Here is an 18078-nt window from a genome sequence, read left to right as displayed (position 1 = left end):
GCACCCTCCATTCGTACTACTTCTCCCGCTCCTCTTCCCAAACCGCCAGAGCCAGTTTTATCTGTCCGTAATCATATTTTTCATTCAGCTGCTCAAAAAGCGGCTTTAATGGTTCATCTCGCCGGATACTCAGCTCCTGAGCAGCGGTTACGATGATTTTATAAATGTTCGGATCAATTAATGCTTTCAGATTAATCTCGTGTCCGTCTTCCTTCAATTTAACCAGATGCGAAATAATCGTGACCGGGTTAAGGTCGCGTTTTTCGGCAATTACTTTTAGAGAATAACCAGCCTTGAACAACTCCCAGGTTTCGATGTAGGTCATGCCCTGCGCGATACGTGTGCCCGGTTTGGTATTTTCTCTGGCAAAAGCTACAATTTCCTTGATGAAAGTATCGCCATAATTCCGGTAACGCTCCGTACCGATACCTGAAATCGCCTTCATCTGGGCTTCCGAAACCGGCCTTTTCTGCGCCATTTCCGACAATGTAGCATCTGTAAAAACCACATAAGGCGGAACGCCCATCCGATCAGCAATCTGCTTGCGAAGCGTCCGCAAACGCTCAAACAATGCATCCCGGATAATTTCCTGTTTGGGTTTTTCCTTTGGAAGCTGTGCCTCTTCTTTGGCCTTCCGTTCAGCAAGCGGTATAAACCTTACCAGCTCCACCTTCCTTTTTTCATACAAAACCTGACGGCTGAATGCATTCAGCTTAAATGAATGCGCTTCATCATAAGCAATATCCATCACACCGGAGTTCAGCAGCTGACTGATATATTCTGCCCATTCCTCACCCCGCAAATCATGCCCCACGCCGAAAGTCGGAAGCCGGTCGTATCCATGTTGTAAAATATTTCTATTCCGGCTACCACGAAGAATATCGATAAGCATCCCCATCGCCACTTTCTGGTCTGTCCGGGCGATACCCGATAACGCCTTCTGCGCTATGACTGTCGCATCAAAACGTGACCTTGGATTCCGGCATACATCACAGTTTCCGCAATCGTGATCTACGGCTTCGTTAAAATAACTCAGCAAAATTCTTCTACGACAAATATCTGCCTCGGCATACTGTTTCATCCGGTCGAGTTTGGCATTCAGCAGTTCCTTCTGTTCCGCCGACTGATCCGAATTGGTGATCATTTCCTGCCGGGTGATGATATCCATATAACTGTAAAACAGCACCGTATCAGAAGGCGAGCCATCACGCCCTGCCCTACCAATTTCCTGGTAAAAACTCTCGACATTCGATGGCAAATTATAATGAATAACCCAGCGCACATTCGATTTGTCAATACCCATTCCAAAGGCAATCGTAGCTACAATAATCTGGATATCATCTCTCAAAAACAGGTCCTGTACGCGTGATCTTTTATCCGCCGCCAATCCGGCATGATAATATTCAACGCGAAATCCGGCTTTCTGCAAACTTGCTGCAACGGTTTCGGTCCCTTTCCGGCTCAGACAGTAAATAATACCGGCTTGTCCATTATGTTTGGTCAAAAAATTTTGTATCTGCTGAATCCTCTTCCTTCCCGGAAGTACATTCAGACTCAAATTCGGGCGGTCAAAACTGGCAACGAAGGTTTCAGCTTCTTCTATACCGATTTGTTTCAGAATATCCCGGCGTGTCACGCGGTCGGCCGTAGCCGTTAAAGCGATTACCGGAACATCAGGGAAATATTTTTTCAGTGCACTGAGCTGACGGTATTCCGGTCGGAAATCATGACCCCACGAAGAAATACAATGGGACTCGTCAATGGCAAAAAGCGAAACTTTCCATTCCCTTAAATATTCGAAAGTATTTCCTGAAAAAAGTCGTTCAGGTGCTATGTATAGTAGTTTTAATTCGCCAACCTTGGCTTGCCACATCACCTGGTCCTGCTCAACGGCAGAAAGTGTCGAGTTCAAAAATGCAGCCTTGATCCCATTCACCCTAAGTGCCTCCACCTGATCTTTCATGAGTGCAATCAGCGGTGAAATAACCACAGTTAACCCTTCCCGAAGTATTGCCGGAATTTGAAAACAAACGGATTTTCCTCCGCCGGTTGGCATAAGTACGAGACAATCATGACCCGCCATGACGGTATCGATAATTTCCGCTTGTTGCGGCCGAAAAGAATCGTAACCAAAGTACTGTTTTAAAGCCTGTTCTTTATTGATAGACATGATGAAGTGCGTTCGAAACGGTATGCATTGCAGTTTTGGAACGAAAAATTAATCCTGATCCAAAATGCGCTATGTATTTATTGTAAAACTAAAATATCCGCAAAAGTAACGATTCAAAACTGATAGATGACCTGCGCTTTTAATTCACTACGCTTTTTTCCCTGAATCTCACTAAGCCCCGAACTGATTGTATCCATTTTCGTATAACGGGTTTGCGACCACCGAAGCCAGACCTTCATCTTTTTTGAAAGCGGATAACGCAGCATTACATAGTGCCTTGTGCCCTGGTCATAATACGCCGGAAGCGAAAAGGCGTAAAGCATATCCTTTTCATAAACATACTGCCGGCTATCGTAATCATCCGTTTTAAAAAAAGCAATACGGGTACTGAGTTCAAGCTTTGAAAATCGGTAAGAAATATCCTGAACAATGGTAATCCCGGAAGATTTTGCTTTGCCTTCATACCGAAAACTTCCGCCCTGAAGACGCGTCCTCACCGAAAAACGAAGTGGTACTTCATACTCAAAATTCATCATAACCGTACGACGGATTGTTTCCAATACCCGTGGAATTGGAAATTGAGACTCAGGCTCATTATGAGCTTTATGTTTCTCATGAAAAATCGCATACATGTTCAGCTTTTTATTCGGTTTCCAAAGTGCATGCAGGAAATAATCATGACCGTCGGACGGCGCATCAATCTGGTACTTCAACCAGGGAAAATGAAAGCGGTCGTAAAACCCGCTGAATTGCCAGCGCCGGTTTGGCGCATACCGCACTCCCCAGTACACACCCGTTTCATTGATCGGTCGGGTTGCTTCACTTATGGCGCCTCCATACAATGAATGAAAATTCCGGTCATAGTGTCTTAACAACAGGGTAAAATCGATTGTTTTTCCCAAACCTGCGATCAGACCACCGATTCCGCCCAAACCGCCACTTTTTGACCTGGCACCTTCGCCAAAGAAATGGATATTCTGCCAGCGATAATCTCCGTGAAACCCGATCACCGTATTCTGATTTCCCTGAAATTCAAACTTGTTATACAGGTCGTCCTTCTTGTGTAAACTGGCACTGTAAGCGGTGCTTAAAATCGTCATCCCGATCTGTCCACGTTGGGATGACAGTTTGTACAATGCGTGAAAACCAACATTTTGCTCACCAACAGCGCCATAATTTTCGCGTTCAGTCTGCGTCCGGTGATAACCCGAAATCTGCAACGATGAAACCCTTAATTCATCCTCTACCTCTCCGGTGCTTTCCGGATTTCCGTCGCGCCGGGTATAGGAATAAAACAAACTGACATCCAGCTGTTTTCGTACTGAATAAGTCGCTGCGACACCCCGAAAAAAACCAGCTTCGAGCACCGATGTAAACGGTCTCAATCCCGTGGTACTTCTATACGTTGTCCTGATCACCTCCGATCCTTTTCCAAGTGAAAAGCCACCAGCCATCACCAGGCCCTGTCCGGCCTGCATCTGATAATCGCCAATGATTAAATTTTTTAGCTTGCCTCTATTCATAATCTGTGCATGAAAGGAGGTGAAATCCGCTCCAAAAATCTGTCGGCCTGGCTTCCAGCTTAATTTTTCGCCCGCATCATTTTCCATCGTCAGCCCGAAACTATACTGACCGGCGCGGGCATACCGATAGCGAAGATTTCCATAAAAAGGTTTTCCCTGGTAACGGGAAGTTGAACGACTTGCTGTATCAATAGAAGAAAATCCCTTCTGTTCTTCCAAAAGCCGACCGGATCGCAACAGCAAAAAATGCTGGCCCGGGTTTTGAAAAGATTCTTTTAGAGGCAAAATAATGGCGCGTACCATTACAAACGGCAATAACCTTCTGATCGTAATCAAATCAAAATCCGGTATTGCCTGCAATTCATAAAGTGAAAGAAATGGGCCCAGTTTCTTTCGGTAGTCGATAAAAGATTTTATCTGCGTGTCAGAAAGTATTAAGGTCGCAGTCAATTCATCAGCCGTAGCTACATTCAGGTCAAGCGGGTTGGTGTATAATTGAAATAACAGCTCATACAAACCCGAATTGCTGTTATCATCCGAAGCGATGGGTATAAAATCCTGGATAAACTGATTGAGGTCAATTTCCTGATGTGGCGGTTCCTGAGCAAACAGGTTTTGACAGCCAATAAATATGCCTAAAAGTGGTAAAAAAAAGTAACGAAAAATCGCACATGTTGCTTTGTTGTTAACAAACACGTCCGATTTCCCGTTACTATTCATCGTCAACGGATTATGTTAGGAAAGTCAAAAGGCTTTCAGGCTTAAATCCAGACTTTGTATCTGGTGTGTCAAAGCGCCGCTGGAAATCAAATCCACTCCGGTTTCTGCTACGGAGCGTAAGGTTTTCTCCGTAATATTTCCCGAAGCCTCCGTTTCGAAACGTCCGTTAATACGTTTCACTGCTTCACGCATATTGTCCAGTGAAAAATTATCCAGCATGATAATATCCACCTGCCCAACCCGCAACACTTCATCAACCTCTGCCAGACTGCGTGTTTCTATTTCTATTTTCAAATTCTTACCATTCTCTTTCAGGTAAGCGCGCGCATTGGTTATCGCCGCTTCAATCCCGCCGGCATAGTCCACATGATTATCTTTCAGCATAATCATGTCATAAAGCCCCATTCTATGATTAACTGCACCACCAATCTTCGTTGCCATTTTTTCAAACAGACGGAAATTGGGTGTCGTTTTACGAGTATCCAGCAATTTCACAGGCAGTTCTCCAATGATATCCACCATTTCACGCGCGTACGTAGCGATTCCACTCATACGCTGCATAATGTTCAGCAGCAGTCTTTCAGCCTTCAAAATTAGCTGTGCACTTGCCTCGATCGTCAGTACAATATCCCCTACTTTGATCCGGGAACCATCGTGAATGAGCACCTCGACTTTGGCTGCGGGATGATTGTACAACGCCGCCGTTTCTTCCAGAATAACAAGCGCCACTTCAACACCAGCCAGAATTCCCTCCTGCTTTACCAGCAACCGGGCTTTTTTCATCGCACTGGCCGGTACACTTGAAAGCGAAGAATGATCTCCGTCCCCAATATCTTCGAGCAAAGCCAAATGAATTAAATCGCGTAGTTCGTGTGGGTTGGTTTCCATAATTTTAGAATGATGGGCAATCAGAAACTGCTTGTTTTCCTGATTACTTTATGAATACGAAGTTTTTATAATGAAGTCACATCATCAGAAAGTCTGATTTCTGTAAGCCATGTTGTAACGGATAGCGAATGAGAAAACGTCGGTTTTTTGAGCCACTTTCACGTCAACAGATTTGGTATTACGGTGTAAATATCGCGCATCCAGAAACAAATTATGAGCCAGTGAATAGGTCAGGCGCAGGTCCGTAAATGAGGTTTTTGCGACGATCCCCTGCCCGATCTTATGTCCGTAATCGTTATCTTTTGGATCTACCCCTGTGCGGGTATCATAGTCCAGAAGAATGTTGCTTCCGTAATTCGTCCAGGCGCCGGTTGGATCAAGCCCTTGTTTCGCAAAGGTTTGTGTACCATAAATCGATAACCGCGGTGTGACCTTATATCTCAAAATTCCGATGTATTCTTTAAAATTGGCCCCTAGCGGATGCGCAAGTGCCTGATTGTAATGTACATAATTTCGTCCCCCATCCTTATGTGCGTAGGTATAAGGCCTCACGATATTGGTTTCCAGCTGCAAATCCAGGTTAGGAACTCCGAAAGCATCCACATATTTTCCACCAAGCTGGAAACTGTATTTGTTGGTCCAGGAGCCGTCACCGTTAAACATGTGTTTTGTCAAAAATTCATCCAGAACGAACTGGCTGTAAATTGATCCCTTTTTACCTACAAGCCATTTAAAATCAAATCCTAACAAGGCATTGTCCTGGCTTCCGATATACGACTCGACGTAACGGTAAAAAATAATAGGGTTAAGATAATTAAGATCATAACCGCCGCTGGTGGAATCCCGACTGAAAACTTCTGCTTCAAAAACACCGATGTTAATGCGGTCTGTAAGATTGATACTTAAATGGTGAATGGCTGAGAATTTTTTCGATCGCAAAAGATCTTTGCTCTGTTGCTCATTAACCATGCTCGTCCACAAGTTGGTATACTTAAAACGACCAAGCTGGGTGTCAATTCTCAGGAATAAATAGGGACTGCTGTTATCCGACAACAATAATGAACGGTATCCACTCCCAAACACATTGACATCGTGACCAAATTTTACGTTTATACTTTTCAACGGACGGAAAGTGATATATCCCCTCGCAGAAAGAAAATCCACCCCCTTGTCATTTTGTATCTTTTTGGCAAGCCCCTCGCCCGGAAAGTTATATCTACCTGCGTAGTCTGTCACATATTTTGGAAAAACACCCTGATTGTCAGACACAAAAGTATAAAACCCGAGTTTTTCATTAATCATACCCCGGATTTCAATACCACGGCCAGTCAGCCACAACGGAGAACTTATATTGTTATCTTTTCCGATGAAATCATTGGTGGTGAAGTTTAAGTGCAGGTCAAAATCCTTGTCATGGAAACTGTAAAAATCAGCGGCGTGCTGCCAGAACTTCCGTTGTCCGTTACGTTTTCTGCCTTTAAACAAGCCAAATTTATTACCCGGATCCAGTCTCGACAATCTTGCATATCTGGCGGAGTCGGTTGCTGCAAAACCTTTGGTCCATTCCCAGCTGTCTTCCCGCAAATAGTCAATTGTCTGCCAATCGCGGTCCGTTAGCGAAACATTTCCTTCTTTTAATATAGAATCCGTCAGTGCAACGATTGCCTTTCTCTCAAATGGTTTTACATTTGAATGAAATCCTTCGGAGAACTTTCCGCGTTTAATTTCTAACCGGTCGATCAGATGATAATAATCGTCGTTTATCGGAACAAAAGCGCTTTGGGCTTGTGCATATGATGAAGTAATTAGTATAAAACAAACATATATTAAGAACTTGTCGAAGCGTTGATTCATAGATAATAGATTCTATTATGCAGATTATAATGGTATTAATACCAGGCTATGTTATCGAAAGTTTCAAATTTCGTCAATCAAATTGTAATATCTTCTATCGAATAGGTTAAAATAAGATCAAAGTTATGTTTTTACTGTCCCAGAAACCTTCCATTGTTGATCATTTCATCGCTGAGTTACGTGATATCAACGGTCAGAAAGATCGTATGAGATTCCGCCGCAACATTGAGCGCGTGGGAGAAGTGCTTGCTTACGAAATTTCAAAATCGCTGACTTATCGAACAGAATCGGTAGAAACTCCCCTCGGAAAGGCTCCTTCAAGGTCGCTGTTACAGCCAGTCGTTCTGGCGACAATCCTGCGTGCGGGTCTTCCGCTGCATCAGGGGTTTCTGAACATATTTGATCAGGCCGATAACGCGTTTGTAGGTGCATATCGCGGCCACAATCTCAAAGACGATGAATTTGAAGTGGAAATGGATTACATAACCAGTCCTGACCTTAGCGGAAAAACCTTAATCCTGATCGATCCGATGCTGGCCACGGGACGCTCTCTTGAAAAAGTTTACCATGCCCTTTTGCGCTTCGGCATACCGGCACAAACGCATATTGCCTCCGTCATTGCCAGTCCGGAAGGCGTTGATTTTCTGCAAAAAAGAGTTCCGCAATGCAGGTTATGGGTTGGTGCTTTGGATGAACGTCTAAACGAACAATATTATATCGTCCCGGGTTTGGGCGATGCGGGAGATCTTGCCTACGGATCAAAATAAAAATTTACTTCGGCTATCGGCTTTCAGAATGCCGGATTTAAATAAATAGTCAGCTATCGACACCCTTCGCCGAGTGCCGATAGCTGACTGCCGACTGCAATCAATTCAACAGCTGATCGAAAGTTATCGATACATAATACATCGCTCCCACGGATGGATTTGCCCAGCCTGTTGTATAAAGTTTCCCGGTCAGGTTTGTTCCGCCAACCTTGATGATCGATTTAATTGAAGAAACTTTCCGACTGATTTGCGCATCCAGTGTTGAATAAGCAGGAATAACGGTTTTACGCTGAATATTTGCTGCAATACTCGCCACAGTGGCCTGCCACACCATGCTTGTCTGGTGACGGAATGTAACGCCAAATCCCCAGCCGCTTCTGTTGATATCCCGGTTTGCAAAACCAAAATTATAGCGGTATTTCGGAGAATTAAAGAATGTAACAAACGATGGATTTTCCCGCTCCATCTTAGCCGCATTAAGCAGAATATTCTGGGTAACGTTTCCGCTCAGCGTATAACCTCTTCCTATGACATAATCCAGGCCAACACCCCATCCCGAATTTTTTACCGTCTGTGTCGCATTGACAGGCATACTGTATGTATTTCGTTTTGAAGCGTCCAGCAAATCGGTGATCGGACCATTCGGATCTTTCTTTTGCAAAAGCACCGTGATACCATCAAAAGTGATAAACCTGTTGTAATAGTAAAATGCATCGATGTATAACTTGTTTGCCACAACGCCCTTATAACCCACTTCGTAAGTCTCAACACGTTCTGGCTGCCATTCACGGAATTTATAGGGTTTTAAGCTTCCATCCGTTAACGATTGCTGTGTGATCGCCGTTTGTTCATACACCGCGTTTGTTTCCATATTATATTTTTGACGGAACAAAGGCAGACCACCTATCAAACGAACACTGGGTGTCAACAGATTGATATACTGGTTTTGAGTAGTCGGGATCCTGAATCCTCGCTGAAAAGATGCCCGGAAATTATGCTCCTTAGCGACTGTATAAACACCCGAAATCCTCGGACTAAACTGTCCCTTAAAATTTTCATTCTTATCATAACGAACCGATGCTGTCAGTTTAAAAACATCCTTGAATGTTTTGGAAGCCTGCGCATAAGCACCGTATTCCCGTATATTAAATTCTTCTCCCGTCGGCGTGCCATCCTGCGTTTCAAATAAGGTACCTTCCGAATTCAGGTCATAAACACGGTAGTTTGCTCCTGCGATCAGCTCTACCAGTTTCGGATTGATCAGCTTGTTGAAATTATACATGAACTCGCCATGATATAAATTCGACTTATCCAAAAACTTGGCTCCGTTTGGAATAGGCTTGGTTTTGAGGTCTGCCATGGTGGATTCAAACTGCGTACCGCCCGGTAAAAATTTCCCGTTCGCGTCAGCAATACCCGGAGCCAGCGCATTTCCCAGCCATGTTTTGTTATTTGCGGTAGCATAGTTATTCGCCAAAGAATAGGCAGCCTGCATGGCCTCAGCCTGCGACAAACCTGACTGAAGCCCAGCGGTGTAAGCCTGTAAAAGCGCACCTGCATAAGTAGTAACAGCCGTTTGAACATATCCCGGCAGAGCACCCGGCAAAGTGCCTGCAACAGATTCAAGATAACCTTTCCCCATCAGACTCCCCAATACGCCTAATGCGTGCGCATCGCCCGAGTTTTCACGGGTAGTGTAAAGCCTCACAAAGAAATTACTTCCCCGAAGCTCTGCTTTATATTGTCCGATCGTAAAATTTTGAATATTGTACCGGTCAGCGGCAGTATAAACGGCCGAGCCTTTCCCCCAGTTTGCCTGAAGAATTGCCTCAACATTGTCGTTGATACGGTAATGCAGCGAAGCATTTAACTTTAAGCTTTTGGCAGGATAATTAGTCAGTTGATTTTCAGCATATCCGGGAGCACCCACATAATAGGATTTCGGGATAATCTGATTAAAAATCGACTGAGATATAGCTATTTGCTGTGCCGGCGTCTGTCCGCCCAATAGTTGCGGTAGTGTTGCGCCACCGGCCTGCGGAATCGGCGTCGAGAAAATAGATCCAATTACTGCGGAGGTTCCATTTGAGCCATTTCCCGGCATTCCATTTCCATACAATGTTGAATAAACGCCAGCTCCAAAATCTGCACCGACTTCGCCATCACCATACCAGTTGACACCATCATATTTTGGATTTTTAAGGACGTTACCGTTATTGTTTTCTAAGGTTGTGCCATTAATCAGACTCTGATCACGATAATCCGTTGCCTGCCAGTCTTTTGCAGTCAGATAAGAAGCGTTAACCTTGAAAGCCAGCCGATTGTTGAAAGCCTTGGCATAACGAATCCCGAAGTCATAAAATGGTGTATTTTCTTTTGTCCGGTTGGAAGCACTCATAATCCCCGTTTTTCCATAAGCACTCAACCCCTGGAAAGTAAAAGGAGATTTGCTGTTCATGAGAATAATCCCGTTGATCGCATTCGGTCCGTAGAGCGCGGTAGCCGCTCCGGGAAGCACCTCAACGCTTTCGACATCCAGCTCCGGTATCCCCGCCACATTACCCACGGCGAAATTAAGTCCGGGAGCCTGGTTGTCCATACCGTCAATCAGCTGAACAACACGGGTATTTCCGTTGGCACCAAATCCCCGCGTACTTACTGATTTAAAGGTCAGCGACTGTGTACTCATTTCAATGCCCTTCAAATTTTGCAGGGCATCATAAAACGATGACTGGGGAGTTTCCCGGATCGTCCGTATATCGATTTTTTCAATGGATACAGGCGATTTCATAACGCTCTCCTCAACACGTGAGGCCGATACGACGAGTTCTTTTCCGAGAACTGCCTGTTCTTTTAATTTTACATCAACATTGGATAAACCTCCGGTAATGTCTACTTCCTGTGTTTCAAAACCAACGGAAGAAATGACCAGCGTAAAGGGCGGAACCGACGTTGTGACCAGGCTAAAAGCGCCATTGGCATCGGTTATCGTGCCAATCACTTTTCCCTTAACCTGAATACTTACGCCTATCAATGGGTTGTTCGTCGATGCTTCCACTATTTTCCCGCCAATGGTGGTTTGGGAAAAAACCTGTGTATAGCAAAGCAGCCACATCATGACCATCCATGATGATTTTTTGGTAGATAATGAGTGCATAATTCTTTACAAAAGTTAATAGTTCGTTGTTATAGCAAGTTATACTAATAAAACGCAATACAATACTTTTATTCTATTTATTCTTTATATTTTATAAAAAATTTCTGATTTGTTTATTACAGGAACTTTGTCAGGTTATTTATGGAAGAAAACGTCATTTAAGACACGACGTAGCTATTACCGGCGATTCTATCCCCGAAAACAGCTGGCACAATAGTTTCCTACTGAAAGTAGGAAAGAGCATATTGAAAGTCTGACAGTTTTGCGGGGTGATATAATAACCTTACGGTTGGTAACATCAATTCTTTATTCTTAGCTTTACCGCTCATTGCATACTATATTAACTTTACACTTCTACAATGCAGAATACATATGTTATCATCATGGCAGGAGGAGTTGGAACACGTTTCTGGCCTTTTAGCCGTACTGATTTTCCAAAGCAATTTCATGATGTACTGGGCACCGGCAGAACTTTGCTTCAACAGACCGTTGATCGTTTTGATGGCGTTTGCCCTACCGAAAATATATATATCGTAAGCAGTCTGGAATACAAGGATATCATCAAGGAACAAGTCCCGGCTTTATCCGACGATCAGATCCTACTGGAACCGCACCGCCGAAATACCGCGCCCTGTATCGCTTACGCCTGCTACAAAATCGCGTCGCGGGATCCGGACGCAAATATTGTGGTTGCTCCTGCTGACCATATTATTTTAAAAGAGGAAGTTTTTAAGGACACGATCCGGATTGCACTCGGAGCAACAAGAAATGAAGATATCCTGGTAACGCTTGGTATTCAGCCGACACGGCCGGATACCGGATATGGTTATATCCAGTATATTCCTGACAAACTGACGGTAAAAAAAGTTAAGTCATTTACTGAGAAACCTCATCTCGAACTGGCAGAACAGTTTCTTGACAGCGGCGACTTTGTCTGGAATGCCGGGATTTTTGTCTGGAATATCCGTGCTTTCAAACGTGCACTCCGTGAATTCCAGCCCAATATCGCAGAGATTTTTGAAAGTGGAGAAACGCATTATTACGAAGAATCGGAAGACTCCTTTATTCAGGTCGCCTACTCGCAATGCCGCAGCATTTCGATCGATAACGGCATTATGGAAAAGGCTGATAATGTCCATGTGGTGTTGAGCAGCTTCGGCTGGTCAGACTTGGGCACGTGGAAATCGCTTTATGAAGTTTCGAAAAAAGACGAATTTCAAAATGTTACCGAGGGAAATCTTATTCTGCATAACACCACCGACTGTATCATTAAAACCCCTCAGGAGAAGCTCGTGGTAATAAACGGCCTCGAAGGATTTATCGTAGCAGAATACGACGGCGTATTATTAATCTGCAAAAAAGACGAAGAACAAAAAGTAAAGGAATTCGTAGCCCAGGCAAAAGAGCTGCACGCAAAATATGTTTAAACGCGGAGTTTCGCTGCTTATGTTTTAATTAAACACAGCGTAAAAGAGTTGAGCGCAGAGTTTCGCTGTTTATTTTGATAAACCGGAATTGGCGCTCAACTCTTTTATATTTTATTGCAAAAGCCAAAAAAACTCCCAAAACTCAGCGCAAAACACCCCTTACCTCTGCGTTTAAAAACTCATCGCTGAATTTCAAAAAAGCGCACATCTGCCTTTACATTTTCCAGAATTTTTTGTGAGCGTTCGGGGCGGGCATCGGTGATGAAAACTTGTCCAAGAAATCCATCGTCGATTAACTCGATCAGTTTGTTAATTCTCCGGTCATCTAGTTTATCGAAAATATCATCCAGCAAGAGAATGGGTGTTTTTTCCTTTTCAATTTTTAAAAGTTCAAACTGGGCAAGTTTTAGTGCGATGACGAACGATTTCTGTTGTCCCTGAGAGCCGAATTTTTTCAGTGTTATCCCGTCAATTTCGAAAACATATTCATCCTTATGCACACCCTTTCCGGTGCGTTGCGCATGCAGGTCGCGTGATCGGTTTTTTCTGAATTCCGCAGCAAAATCTTCCGAAGCCACTTCACTTTCATAAGATACATCCACCTGCTCTTTTCCGCTGCTCAAAAAAGCATAGTATTTCCTGAACAAGGGCAAAAAACGGTCCATAAAAGTACGTCGATGCTGATAAATCCGGATTGCCAGCACAATTAACGGTTCATTATAAGTATCCAGCAGGTCTTCATCCAGGTAATTCCGTTCGGCAAAAAGTTTTAACAATCCGTTCCGCTGGGTCAGGATTTTGTTGTATTGTAAAAAATCCGTCAGATATTCAGGGGTTGCCTGCGCCAGCACGCCATCGAAGAATCTTCTTCGCTCCTCGCTCCCGTCACGGATCAGATCCGTATCATTTGGCGCGATCAGTACCAACGGGAAAAGTCCGATATGATCACTTAATCTGTCGTAATTTTTTTTGTCAGCCATAAAAACCTTCCGCTGACCACGCTGAAAACTGCATGTGATCTGAATATTTTTATCAGAATCATGAAAAATCCCGTCCAGCAAAAAAAAATCCTGGGTATGACGGATACCCAGTGCATCCTGGTTATGAAAGGCACTTTTCGTAAGTGTCAGGAAGTAAATAGCGTCTAAAAGGTTTGTTTTACCACTTCCGTTTTCTCCGACAAGGCAATTTACACGCTCTCCAAACGTAAAACCTCTCTCTTCATAGCTCTTAAAGTACGTAAGATGGAGCTTTTCTAACCACATGAACTTCTTTGTTATATAGTTTATGCTTATTTTCGCAAATCATTTGCGTCGTTACCGGCAAAAACAGATCTTGTTCAAACCACTAACTTTAAGACAAAGTTCTGTCTTTATAAACGAGAACCAAATACATGGCCACCGTTACTGAAAAAAAGAAAGCATCAGCCCCCAAATTAAAGCATTCGAAAGAACGCTATATGTTCTGGTTCGAGAACATGTTATTACAACGCCGGTTTGAAGAGAAAGCTGGCCAACTTTACGGACAGCAGAAAATCCGTGGTTTTTGCCACCTTTATATTGGCCAGGAAGCATGCTCTTCGGGAGCTGCCACTGCGTTGACAAAAGGAGACAAATACATCACTGCTTATCGTGACCATGGTATCCCTTTGGCTCTGGGAACAGATCCAAAAGCGATTATGGCTGAACTTTACGGAAAGAAAACAGGAACAACCAAAGGAAAAGGTGGTTCTATGCACATTTTCGATAAGGAGAATGGCTTTGTTGGAGGACATGGTATTGTTGGTGCCCAAATTCCTTTGGGAGCGGGTATTGCGTTTGCTGAAAAGTATAACAAAACAGGCAAACTTTGCATCTGTTACTTTGGGGACGGAGCGATTCGCCAGGGTGCGTTCCACGAAGCGCTGAACATGGCGATGACCTGGAAATTACCTGTTATTTTCGTTGTTGAAAACAATGGTTATGCGATGGGAACTTCCGTAGCGCGTTCATCCAACGTTACAGAATTGTACACATTGGGAGAAGCTTACGATATTCCTTCGGAACCAGTTGACGGAATGAGCGTGGAAGCCATTCATGAAGCCGTTTCCCGCGCAGCAGAACGTGCACGTAAAGGCGACGGACCAACTTTCCTTGAATTCCGTACGTATCGTTACCGTGGACACTCAATGTCTGATCCTCAAAAATATCGTTCGAAAGAAGAAGTTGAGGAATACAAACACCGCGATCCGATCGAGCAAATCAGAGCTGTAATTTTGGATAACAATCTTGCAACGGCAGAAGATCTTGAAGCGATCGACAAAAAAGTAAAGGAGATCGTAGCTGAATCTGTACAGTTTGCAGAAGATTCGGATTTCCCGGATGCATCGGAAGCTTACACAGATGTTTACGCTGAAAATGACTATCCATTCATTATGGATTAATTTTTGATTATAACGTTATTAAAAGAAACCCGTCGAAATGATCCGACGGGTTTTTTGAGTAATTTCGAGTTTTCGCTAATAAAAAAGATCGCAATCTTACTTTTCCCCGTATATAGTGATCAATACCTAAATATAGTATGCCCTTAGATCAAGAATTTGAGCACGAAGAAGAAGATGGAGCCGGCCAGGAGATGTCATTTATCGGACACCTTGAAGAATTAAGATGGCATGTTATCCGTGCAATCGGATCTATTTTAGTTTTTGCTATTCTAGCTTTTATTTACATTAAGGAGATTTATCATTACGTAATTATTGCCCCTTCACAGCCAAACTTCTGGACTTACAGAATGTTGTGTTTGCTGTCGGAAAAGGTGGGATACGACGAACTCTGTGTTAAGGAACTCAATTTTAAACTGCAAACCATCGGAATGGGTGACCAGTTTACCATGAGTATGACGTCGTCGGTTATTGCGGGATTAATATTTGCATTCCCTTACGCATTTTGGGAAATATGGCGTTTTATAAAACCCGGACTTAAAGCTTCTGAACGTAAATCGGCTCAGGGAGCTGTTTTCTATGTAACATTCCTGTTCTTTTCCGGCGTTATTTTTGGGTATTTCATCGTATCGCCCCTGGCCATCAACTTCCTTGCAAACTACACGCTGGATGAGGCCATTATCAATGAATTCAGTCTTGCGTCTTATATCTCGCTGGTTTCCACACTGACATTAGCCTGCGGTATTGCATTTCAATTGCCTATCGTGGTATATGTTCTTTCGAAAGTAGGCGTTTTAACGCCAAGTTTCATGCGTGAATATCGCAAACATGCCATGATCGTTATTCTGATCGTTGCAGCGATTATTACTCCATCACCGGATATTTACAGCCAGATTCTGGTAGCGATTCCGCTATTGCTCCTGTACGAAGTGAGTATTCTGGTTTCGAGAAAAGTAGAAAGAGAAAAACTACGCGAAGAAAAAGCGATGCAGGGACCATTATAAATGGTTAATGACATCAGTTTAAAAGAAGAAATTTAAAATTTCATACAGACCTCGGCCAATCGGTCGAGGTCTTCTTTTTGATGTATCGCACCGATCACCAGCCTGGTAACGGGCAAATCTGTTGGCTGAGGATATGAAAAACATGATGTCAGAATACCATTTTCTTCCAGAAAACTAAACAAACTGCCATCCAAACTACAAAATACCGGGTAATCCTCTTTATGAACAAAGAGGTTTGTTTTGGACAAAGTTGTCGCTATCTCGCCAATATTATTCATTAACCGCTCGTGGGACATAGGATAAGCATTCGTTTCCAGCAGTTTTTTGAGCGCATAGATGTAGGCAGGTACTGTCGGTGACGCTCCTGCAAAAAACGGACTTTTACGTATCGTAGCAACGATATTTTCATCCGCTAAAATTACACCTCCCGGAATACCCAAAGCCTTGTTTAATGAAGAAACAACCACCAGTTTAACCTGTTGGATTGCCGATAGCGCCTGATAAACGCCGTTCCCATTTTTTCCCAGAACCCCAAAACCGTGAGAGTCATCCGCCACAAGAAATATCTGCCTGTAAAAAGGAAGTTTTTTGAAGATCGAAAAGTCAAAACTTTCTACAAAAGGCGAGCCTACCGAATCTGACAGTATCACGTGCACGTCGTCATGCCTGCTTTCCTGAATTTTGGAAATGGTTTTTTCCGCCCAGCTTTCCCAATTTGTTTGAGTTGATTTATAAGATGGTCCCCATAACGCCGGATGAACGCCGGGCGCATAGTGGTAGTGGATTTTAGGAAGACTAAAATCATCCGTTTGTAAAACCGAAGATATAATCTGAGGTAACTCTTTTACCAACAACTGCCCCGCCCACATGCCTGACGAAGTTGTGAGCGCCATGGGAGCACCGGCGTAATCCGCCAACGCAATTTCCGCTTCCTCATAAATTGTCAGCCTCAGGCTATTGTTTCGGGAACTCCCGTAATGTGTGCCATACTGCGCAATTCCTTCTTCAAGATAAGAGCGAAATTCTTTGTGGTGGCCCATGCCGAGATAATCCGTCCCGCTAAACCACAGATATTCCTTTCCGTTGTTTATAAAAACCTTGCGGTCGGGAAGATGGTTGCTCGGGTAGATGTTCATTTTAAGAGGGCTCCGGTGCCATTTTCTGAGGCATAGATAACTTTGCCATAGTCAAAAGTTACGCCCATTGCAGGATCATTTCTGATCAGCAAAGAACCGTCCATATCCACGTAATCAAGTAAAGGAAGTAAATGGGCAATGGCTGAAATACCCACACTGGATTCGGTCATGCAGCCCACCATGGTTTTCATTCCGAGGTTTCTCGCTTCGGCGATCATACGCCTGGCCGACGTCAATCCGCCGCATTTTGTAAGTTTTATGTTTACTCCGTGAAAAAGGCCGTAACATTTTACCACGTCACTTTCCAGGATACAGCTTTCATCGGCGATAACAGGCAATTCACTTTGTGCAAAAACCTTCTGCATACCTTCTACATCTTCAGCGGGCAAAGGCTGTTCGATAAATTCAACGCCCAGTGCTTTCAGTTCACCTGAGAATTTAACAGTCTGATCGGCCGTCCATGCACAATTTGCGTCCACACGGAACGCAGCATCGGTATGCGACCGCAATTCCCTCACAATCCGAAGATCGTCGTCTGTACCCAGTTTTATTTTATAAATCGGCCAGGGAAGTTCCTGCATTTTTGACACCATTTTTTCAACGGTATCAATGCCAATGGTGAAGTTCGTCAGCGGGTTCTCGTCAACGGACAAACCCCAGCTTTCATAAAGTTTCTGTCCCTTTTTCTTGGCGAAGAGGTCGTTCGCCGCTTCGTCCAGAGCACATTGTGCAAAGGAATTTGTGGCCAGATAAGGATTTACTTTCGCCCAAAGCGCTTCCGGAGATGTCAGCGGGTCCTCTTCAATGATTGAACGGATACTTTCCAGCGAGGCAATCATTTTTTCTATCGTCACCCCATAATACGGGTTGGAAGTAGCCTCGCCATATCCGCTGAATGCTCCATCCCTTAGTTCCACAATCAGTGTGGGCTGCACATCGCGGGAATCGTGAGCGATGGTAAACGTGTGTTTCAGTTCAAGGTCATAGGGATGGAATAGGATCTGCATGCTGTA

General features: G+C 43.9%; 12 protein-coding genes. 4 read left to right on the top strand and 8 right to left on the bottom strand.

The features are described from left to right. Positions 1-16 precede the first annotated feature (16 nt). The 4 genes from recQ to M1L62_RS09600 form a co-directional block, all read right to left on the bottom strand. Positions 17-2170 carry a DNA helicase RecQ gene (gene recQ / locus M1L62_RS09615; protein ID WP_254412826.1) on the bottom strand — a complete coding sequence of 718 codons (2154 nt, stop codon included), beginning with the start codon at positions 2168-2170 and terminating at the stop codon, positions 17-19. Between the two features lie 113 nt (positions 2171-2283). Beyond that, positions 2284-4413, bottom strand: a complete 2130-nt coding sequence (locus M1L62_RS09610; RefSeq protein ID WP_254412825.1) for a ComEA family DNA-binding protein — start codon at positions 4411-4413, stop codon at positions 2284-2286. Between the two features lie 24 nt (positions 4414-4437). Beyond that, on the bottom strand, positions 4438-5301 hold the full coding sequence (gene nadC / locus M1L62_RS09605; RefSeq protein WP_254412824.1) for a carboxylating nicotinate-nucleotide diphosphorylase: 864 nt from the start codon (positions 5299-5301) through the stop codon (positions 4438-4440). 84 nt (positions 5302-5385) lie between these two features. After that, the gene (locus M1L62_RS09600) at positions 5386-7155 is read right to left on the bottom strand and encodes a capsule assembly Wzi family protein (protein ID WP_254412823.1); all 1770 of its coding nucleotides are present in this window, start codon (positions 7153-7155) and stop codon (positions 5386-5388) included. 125 nt (positions 7156-7280) lie between these two features. Here M1L62_RS09600 and upp point away from each other — a divergent pair, with 125 nt between their 5' ends. Beyond that, entirely contained in the window at positions 7281-7922 is a 642-nt protein-coding gene (gene upp / locus M1L62_RS09595) for a uracil phosphoribosyltransferase (protein WP_254412822.1), read from the top strand. 100 nt (positions 7923-8022) lie between these two features. On the opposite strand, the gene M1L62_RS09590 is transcribed toward upp, so the two are convergent. Next, positions 8023-11079: a TonB-dependent receptor gene (locus M1L62_RS09590; protein WP_254412821.1), complete on the bottom strand. Its 3057-nt coding sequence runs from the start codon at positions 11077-11079 to the stop codon at positions 8023-8025. A 359-nt stretch (positions 11080-11438) separates the two neighbouring features. Here M1L62_RS09590 and M1L62_RS09585 point away from each other — a divergent pair, with 359 nt between their 5' ends. Continuing rightward, positions 11439-12506, top strand: a complete 1068-nt coding sequence (locus M1L62_RS09585; protein WP_254412820.1) for a mannose-1-phosphate guanylyltransferase — start codon at positions 11439-11441, stop codon at positions 12504-12506. A gap of 179 nt (positions 12507-12685) precedes the next feature. Here the strand turns inward: M1L62_RS09585 and recF are convergent, their stop codons facing one another. Next, positions 12686-13771 carry a DNA replication/repair protein RecF gene (recF, locus tag M1L62_RS09580; protein WP_254412819.1) on the bottom strand — a complete coding sequence of 362 codons (1086 nt, stop codon included), beginning with the start codon at positions 13769-13771 and terminating at the stop codon, positions 12686-12688. A gap of 128 nt (positions 13772-13899) precedes the next feature. Here recF and pdhA point away from each other — a divergent pair, with 128 nt between their 5' ends. Together pdhA and tatC are read left to right on the top strand one after the other, a co-directional pair. Next, on the top strand, positions 13900-14928 hold the full coding sequence (gene pdhA, locus M1L62_RS09575; RefSeq protein WP_254412818.1) for a pyruvate dehydrogenase (acetyl-transferring) E1 component subunit alpha: 1029 nt from the start codon (positions 13900-13902) through the stop codon (positions 14926-14928). 137 nt (positions 14929-15065) lie between these two features. Further along, complete coding sequence (gene tatC, locus M1L62_RS09570) at positions 15066-15929, top strand: twin-arginine translocase subunit TatC (RefSeq protein ID WP_254412817.1); 864 nt, start codon at positions 15066-15068, stop codon at positions 15927-15929. 32 nt (positions 15930-15961) lie between these two features. Here tatC and M1L62_RS09565 read toward each other — a convergent pair whose 3' ends face one another. Beyond that, positions 15962-17065, bottom strand: coding sequence for an aminotransferase class I/II-fold pyridoxal phosphate-dependent enzyme (locus tag M1L62_RS09565; protein WP_254412816.1), 1104 nt, complete (start codon positions 17063-17065; stop codon positions 15962-15964). Further along, positions 17062-18072, bottom strand: coding sequence for a dipeptide epimerase (locus tag M1L62_RS09560; RefSeq protein WP_254412815.1), 1011 nt, complete (start codon positions 18070-18072; stop codon positions 17062-17064). The genes M1L62_RS09565 and M1L62_RS09560 overlap by 4 nt, the downstream gene beginning before the upstream one ends. Positions 18073-18078: the final 6 nt, after the last annotated feature.

Origin of the sequence: Dyadobacter diqingensis (assembly GCF_024220585.1) — a bacterium.
In the GTDB taxonomy this organism is placed as follows: Bacteria; Bacteroidota; Bacteroidia; order Cytophagales; family Spirosomataceae; genus Dyadobacter; species Dyadobacter diqingensis.
Note: the sequence above shows the minus strand (reverse complement) of the source record. Positions and strands in the feature narration are given on the sequence as shown.

Excerpts from the sequence above, each read along its gene's own strand:
- M1L62_RS09565 (WP_254412816.1), bottom strand. The coding sequence starts at position 17,065 with ATGAACATCTACCCGAGCAACCATCTTCCCGACCGCAAGGTTTTTATA.
- recQ (WP_254412826.1), bottom strand. The coding sequence starts at position 2,170 with ATGTCTATCAATAAAGAACAGGCTTTAAAACAGTACTTTGGTTACGAT.
- pdhA (WP_254412818.1), top strand. The coding sequence starts at position 13,900 with ATGGCCACCGTTACTGAAAAAAAGAAAGCATCAGCCCCCAAATTAAAG.
- M1L62_RS09560 (WP_254412815.1), bottom strand. The coding sequence starts at position 18,072 with ATGCAGATCCTATTCCATCCCTATGACCTTGAACTGAAACACACGTTT.
- M1L62_RS09600 (WP_254412823.1), bottom strand. The coding sequence starts at position 7,155 with ATGAATCAACGCTTCGACAAGTTCTTAATATATGTTTGTTTTATACTA.
- M1L62_RS09610 (WP_254412825.1), bottom strand. The coding sequence starts at position 4,413 with ATGAATAGTAACGGGAAATCGGACGTGTTTGTTAACAACAAAGCAACA.
- upp (WP_254412822.1), top strand. The coding sequence starts at position 7,281 with ATGTTTTTACTGTCCCAGAAACCTTCCATTGTTGATCATTTCATCGCT.
- nadC (WP_254412824.1), bottom strand. The coding sequence starts at position 5,301 with ATGGAAACCAACCCACACGAACTACGCGATTTAATTCATTTGGCTTTG.
- M1L62_RS09590 (WP_254412821.1), bottom strand. The coding sequence starts at position 11,079 with ATGCACTCATTATCTACCAAAAAATCATCATGGATGGTCATGATGTGG.
- recF (WP_254412819.1), bottom strand. The coding sequence starts at position 13,771 with ATGTGGTTAGAAAAGCTCCATCTTACGTACTTTAAGAGCTATGAAGAG.
- M1L62_RS09585 (WP_254412820.1), top strand. The coding sequence starts at position 11,439 with ATGCAGAATACATATGTTATCATCATGGCAGGAGGAGTTGGAACACGT.
- tatC (WP_254412817.1), top strand. The coding sequence starts at position 15,066 with ATGCCCTTAGATCAAGAATTTGAGCACGAAGAAGAAGATGGAGCCGGC.